This is a genomic window from Candidatus Cloacimonadota bacterium (assembly GCA_034661015.1).
Classification (GTDB): Bacteria; Cloacimonadota; Cloacimonadia; order JGIOTU-2; family JGIOTU-2; genus JAYEKN01.
Genome location: JAYEKN010000295.1, coordinates 1 through 5,306, shown reverse-complemented (window position 1 = coordinate 5,306; position 5,306 = coordinate 1). Strand labels below are relative to the sequence as shown.

Sequence of the window (5,306 nt, the reverse complement as noted above, 5' to 3'; positions counted from 1 at the left end):
TAAAAGAAGGCGACAATTTGAATTGTCGCGTTCAAAAAAAATTTAAGTAAGGCAATAAGTGCATTTGGTGAATGCCTTGGAGTTAGATAGAGATGAAGGACGTGGCTAACTGCGATATGCCTCGGAGAGCTGTAAGCAAGCTTAGACCCGGGGATTTCCGAATGGGGCAACCCATCTCGAGTAATGTCGAGATATCATATTTCTGAATAAAATAGGAGATATGAATCGTACGTGGTGAATTGAAACATCTTAGTAACCACAGGAAAAGAAAGCAAAAGCGATTCCCTCAGTAGCGGCGAGCGAAATGGGAACAGCCCAAACCCCGATTCGTCGGGGGGTGCGGGTCCAATATATATTTTACTTTATTTGTAGTCAAATTATTCTGGAAAGATAAGCCATAGTAGGTGATAGCCCTGTAGACGAAACAAAGAAAGTAAGATTTTGGATACCCAGAGTAGGACGTGACACTTGGAATCATGTCTGAATTTGCCAGGACCATCTGGTAAGGCTAAATATATTCTAACTACCGATAGTGAACCAGTACCGTGAGGGAAAGGTGAAAAGTACCCCGAGAGGGGAGTGAAATAGTACCTGAAACCAATTGCATATGATCAGTCGAAGTCTGCCTTTTGGCGGATGACGGCGTGCCTTTTGTATAATGAGCCGGTGAGTTACTTTTAGCAGCAGGCTAAGTCCGATACGGATGTAACCATAGCGAAAGCGAGTCTGAATAGGGCGTTAGTTGTTAGAAGTAGACCCGAAACCGAGTGATCTACCCATGTCCAGGTTGAAGACACGGTAACACGTGTTGGAGGACCGAACCTACTGAAGTTAAAAATTCAGAGGATGAGGTGTGGGTAGGGGTGAAAGGCCAATCAAACTCGGCGATATCTGGTTCTCTCCGAAACCTGTTTAGGCAGGGCCTTGTACGAAGACTATTGGAGGTAAAGCACTGATTGGACTAGGGGTCTTAAAGGACTACCAAATCCACTCAAACTCAGAATTCCAGTAGTTAATATACAGGAGTCAGTCTGTGGGGGATAAGCTCCATGGGCGAAAGGGAAACACCCCAGACTACCAGCTAAGGTCCCAAAATATGTATAAACTTAGTGATTAAGGATGTTAAATTGCACAAACAGCCAGGATGTTGGCTTAGAAGCAGCCATACATTTAAAGAGTGCGTAATAGCTCACTGGTCGAGTGGTTTTGCACCGAAGATGATCGGGACTAAGTACATTACCGAAGCTGTAGATTTATTGATTTATCAGTAGATGGTAGGAGAGCATTCTGTAAGGCGACGAAGGTGTACTGAAAAGTATGCTGGAGCTATCAGAAGAGATTATGCCGGCATTAGTAGTGAAAAAACAGATGAGAATTCTGTTCACCGTAAGTCTAAGGTTTCCTGAGTAAAGTTAATCTTCTCAGGGTTAGTCGACCCCTAAGGTCAGGCCGAAAGGCGTAGCCGATGGGAAAGCAGTTAATATTCTGCTACTCGATAGATAAAGCGATGGGATGACGCAGTAATGCAAGGAAGTCTGGCGTTGGATGTCCAGATTTAAGCATGTAGATAGGACCGATAGGAAAATCCGTCGGTCTATTATCAAGGTGTGATGACGAGCTACATTAAGTAGCAAAAGTTCCTCTATAAAGCTGCCAAGAAATAATCTCTAAGCGTTTAATTGTCTATCGAATCGTACCGCAAACCAACACAGGTAGACGAGGAGAGTATCCTCAGGTGTTCGAGATAACTCTGGTTAAGGAACTCGGCAAAATAGCCCCGTAACTTCGGGAGAAGGGGCGCCATTGATGGTGAAGAGTTTTACACTCCTAGCTTTCTTTGGTTGCAGTGAAAAGACCCAAGCGACTGTTTACCAAAAACACATGTCTATGCAAAGTAGTAATACCACGTATATGGACTGACACCTTCCCGGTGCCGGAAGGTTAAATGGATGACTTAGCTTCTCCTTAGGGAGTGGCGAAGGTTTGAAATGAAGCCCCGGTAAACGGAGGCCGTAACTATAACGGTCCTAAGGTAGCGAAATTCCTTGTCGGGTAAGTTCCGACCTGCACGAATGGTGTAACGACTTGGGTACTGTCTCAACCAGGGACTCGGTGAAATTGCAGTGGCGGTGAAGATGCCGCCTACTCGCGAAAGGACGGAAAGACCCCGTGAACCTTTACTGCAGTTTGGCATTGTATTTTAGTATTGTTTGTGTAGGATAGGTGGGAGGCTATGAAATTTGAGCGCCAGCTTGGATGGAGCCAACCTTGAAATACCACCCTTGTAATATTGGAATACTAACATGTGCCTTTATGAGGTATGTGGACATTGTCTGACGGGCAGTTTGACTGGGGCGGTCGCCTCCCAAAATGTAACGGAGGCGTACAAAGGTTCCCTCAGCGTGATTGGTAACCACGCGTAGAGTATAAAGGCATAAGGGAGCCTGACTGCGAGACCGACGGGTCGAGCAGATGCGAAAGCAGGTCTTAGTGATCCTATCCCTCCGTATGGAAGGGGGATAGCTCAACGGATAAAAGGTACTCCGGGGATAACAGGCTTATAGCTTCCAAGAGTTCAAATCGACGAAGCTGTTTGGCACCTCGATGTCGGCTCATCACATCCTGGGGGAGAAGCATCTCCCAAGGGTACGGCTGTTCGCCGTTTAAAGTGGTACGCGAGCTGGGTTCAGAACGTCGTGAGACAGTTCGGTCCCTATCCTTCGTGAGCATTAGATGTTTGAGAAGAGCCATATTTAGTACGAGAGGACCAATATGGACAGACCTCTGGTGCACCGGTTGTGACGCCAGTTGCAGCGCCGGATAACTATGTCTGGAACGGATAACCGCTGAAAGCATATAAGCGGGAAGCCAACTTCAAGATAAGACATCCTTAAGACACCTCAGAGACTATGAGGTTGATAGGTTACAGGTGTAAGTCCAGTAATGGATTGAGCCAAGTAATACTAATTAGTCAAAGCCTTACTATCTTTTTTCTTTTACTTTAATCACTATCTATTTTTTTGGGTAGTAAAAAGATTGGTTATTATAGTTGCGGGGAAACACCTGTTCCCATGCCGAACACAGAAGTAAAGCCCGTATACGCCGATGGTACTGTATTGGTAACGATATGGTAGAGTAGGTCGTAGCCAATCTTTTTACTACCCTTTTTTTATGCAAATATTTATGAGTCTATTTAAAAATATTTGTTTTTGAATTGATCAAATCACAAAGTAGCCGATATGAAGTCGTGTATTTGAGTTCTGGTTATTATATCCATATTTACAAAATTTATACCAATTTCAATCAATTTGTCTTTTGATTGTATATTCTTTACCTTACCATCAATGCTCATCTCTTCTTCAACACCGGGCATAAATAGAGTTAATAAGATATCAGCCTCAGCCTTCATTAATTTATTTAATTTTTTATAGTTATCCGAATCTGAAGTTAAAAGACATCCGTTCTTACTTATATTAATAATTTGTCCGTTTAGTATTTCCTCATCAAAAACGATTTTAGAAGGAAAATATGTTAATATCCTTTTATTTTTACGCAAATTAAAATTTTCAATCTTTATGGGAAAATCAATGAAAAGAAGTTCACTTGGGTCATAAATAGCCTTAATAATGTAAGTCTCAAATCCGTAAACTATCCCGTTTTCCAAATACCTTACAACGATTTCTTTCTTTTTTGAAACAAAACTACTGATGTTTTGTTGATGATAAATTTCAGGCATTTTTACAATTAAAAATTTTCCTTCTTCCATTCCCACTAATTCGCTAAACAGACGTTTGTCTATTCCTTTTATATCTAATTGAAACTGTGTGCCTAATTTGATAGCCATTTTCTGTCCTAAATTAATTTTATTAAACTATTGTTGACTTGTTGGAATTATCCTGTCAAAGTAAATGATATATTTTCAATAAAATATTAATATTTATTGGTTAATTTTATTAATTAACTGGTTGATTTGTGTTCGAAGGCTAATATCCATTTCATCAAAACTGAAACCTACTTCAAGTTTGCCATTCTCCATATTTTTGTTTTTGATGATACAATCAATCTCATATTTAATAGCGGATTGAGGATCGGTGAATTTGATGTAGATTAATTTGTCAATTGTTAATATTTGCTTTAGTTTTTGAATATTGGAGTCTATACAGACTAAGCATCCATCATTGCTCAGGTTGGTTAATGTGCCTGTGTAATTTTCATTAGAGATGATAATTTTCGCTGGAATATTTACTACAATTCGTTTTTCTTTCCGCAAATTGTATATCTCAATTTCATCAGGATATTCGATAAATATTAAAATATCAGGATCATGGATGATTTTTATTATTGTAGATTCAAATCCATAAACAGCTCCTCCATATAAGGATCTGAGAATAAGTTTTGAATTTGGAGGAAAGTTCGATTCAATATCGGTTTCACTATGACTTTGATCTGAAATTTTGGGAGAGGATATAATATAATATTTTCCTTCTTTTGCACCGATTAATTTTGAAAAGACTCTTTTTTTTAGTTTGTTAGATTCCAACTGTAAGATAGCACCGGATTTCAATTCCATTATTAATCCTTCCAAGATTTCTTATTTTTTTTTAAAAAGAAATTAACTGTTTTGATTGTCAAGATATTTGAAAATTATTTCACATCCCCCCATTTTTTATAAAAATTTTGGAATATGTTGAAAAGCCCTTAAAAGGGCTGAGGAATTATTATTGATTTTTGAGCCACAAACTGAAGTTTGTTGTTAATAAGAAGGATGTAAACACTTATGGTTAACAGCAAATTTGTATTTTTCATTCGAGATTTGTTATTCGCACGAGATTTGTTATTCGCAAACACACGCTTCAGCGTGTGGCAACAATACTGAAAACTTTTATTAGTTCTTTTAGGGATTTTTGAAAGTTTTCTAAGCAATCTCTTCTACTAACACAGATGCAGGTATAACCTTAATTCATGTCATTATTATATTAATTTTGGGGGGATGCGTGCAAAAAACGGAAATTAACTAAAGATTTCCCTTTACGGACAGTCTCTAATTGGTGTCCATCCGTAAACTCGCATTTTTGCAATGATTCTCCGAATGTGATTCGACGCAGATAAACACTGATTATGCTGATAAACCCCTGTTGAATAAAAAATCACAAAGCATTCAACGGGGATATTACACTTTTTATAATTAAATTTTTATCTTGCGTAAATCATTTTTTTCAGCGTTCATCTGCGTCGAATCCCTACCTTACGGATGGACCCTAATTAATCATATCAATTCGATATATTGTATATCAAAATTATAAGAA

At 39.0% G+C, this 5,306-nt stretch carries 2 protein-coding genes and 2 rRNA genes; 2 read left to right on the top strand and 2 right to left on the bottom strand.

Annotated elements, in window-relative coordinates:
• Positions 1 to 44 precede the first annotated feature (44 nt).
• Positions 45 to 2,987, top strand: a 23S ribosomal RNA gene (locus tag U9P79_10320).
• A gap of 48 nt (positions 2,988 to 3,035) precedes the next feature.
• Positions 3,036 to 3,152 (top strand): 5S ribosomal RNA (rrf, locus tag U9P79_10315).
• A gap of 71 nt (positions 3,153 to 3,223) precedes the next feature.
• Here the strand turns inward: rrf and U9P79_10310 are convergent.
• Positions 3,224 to 3,844 (bottom strand): flagellar brake protein, encoded by a 621-nt coding sequence (locus tag U9P79_10310; protein MEA2105011.1) that lies wholly within the window; start codon positions 3,842 to 3,844, stop codon positions 3,224 to 3,226.
• Between the two features lie 93 nt (positions 3,845 to 3,937).
• Positions 3,938 to 4,570, bottom strand: a complete 633-nt coding sequence (locus U9P79_10305; protein MEA2105010.1) for a flagellar brake protein — start codon at positions 4,568 to 4,570, stop codon at positions 3,938 to 3,940.
• Positions 4,571 to 5,306 lie beyond the last annotated feature (736 nt).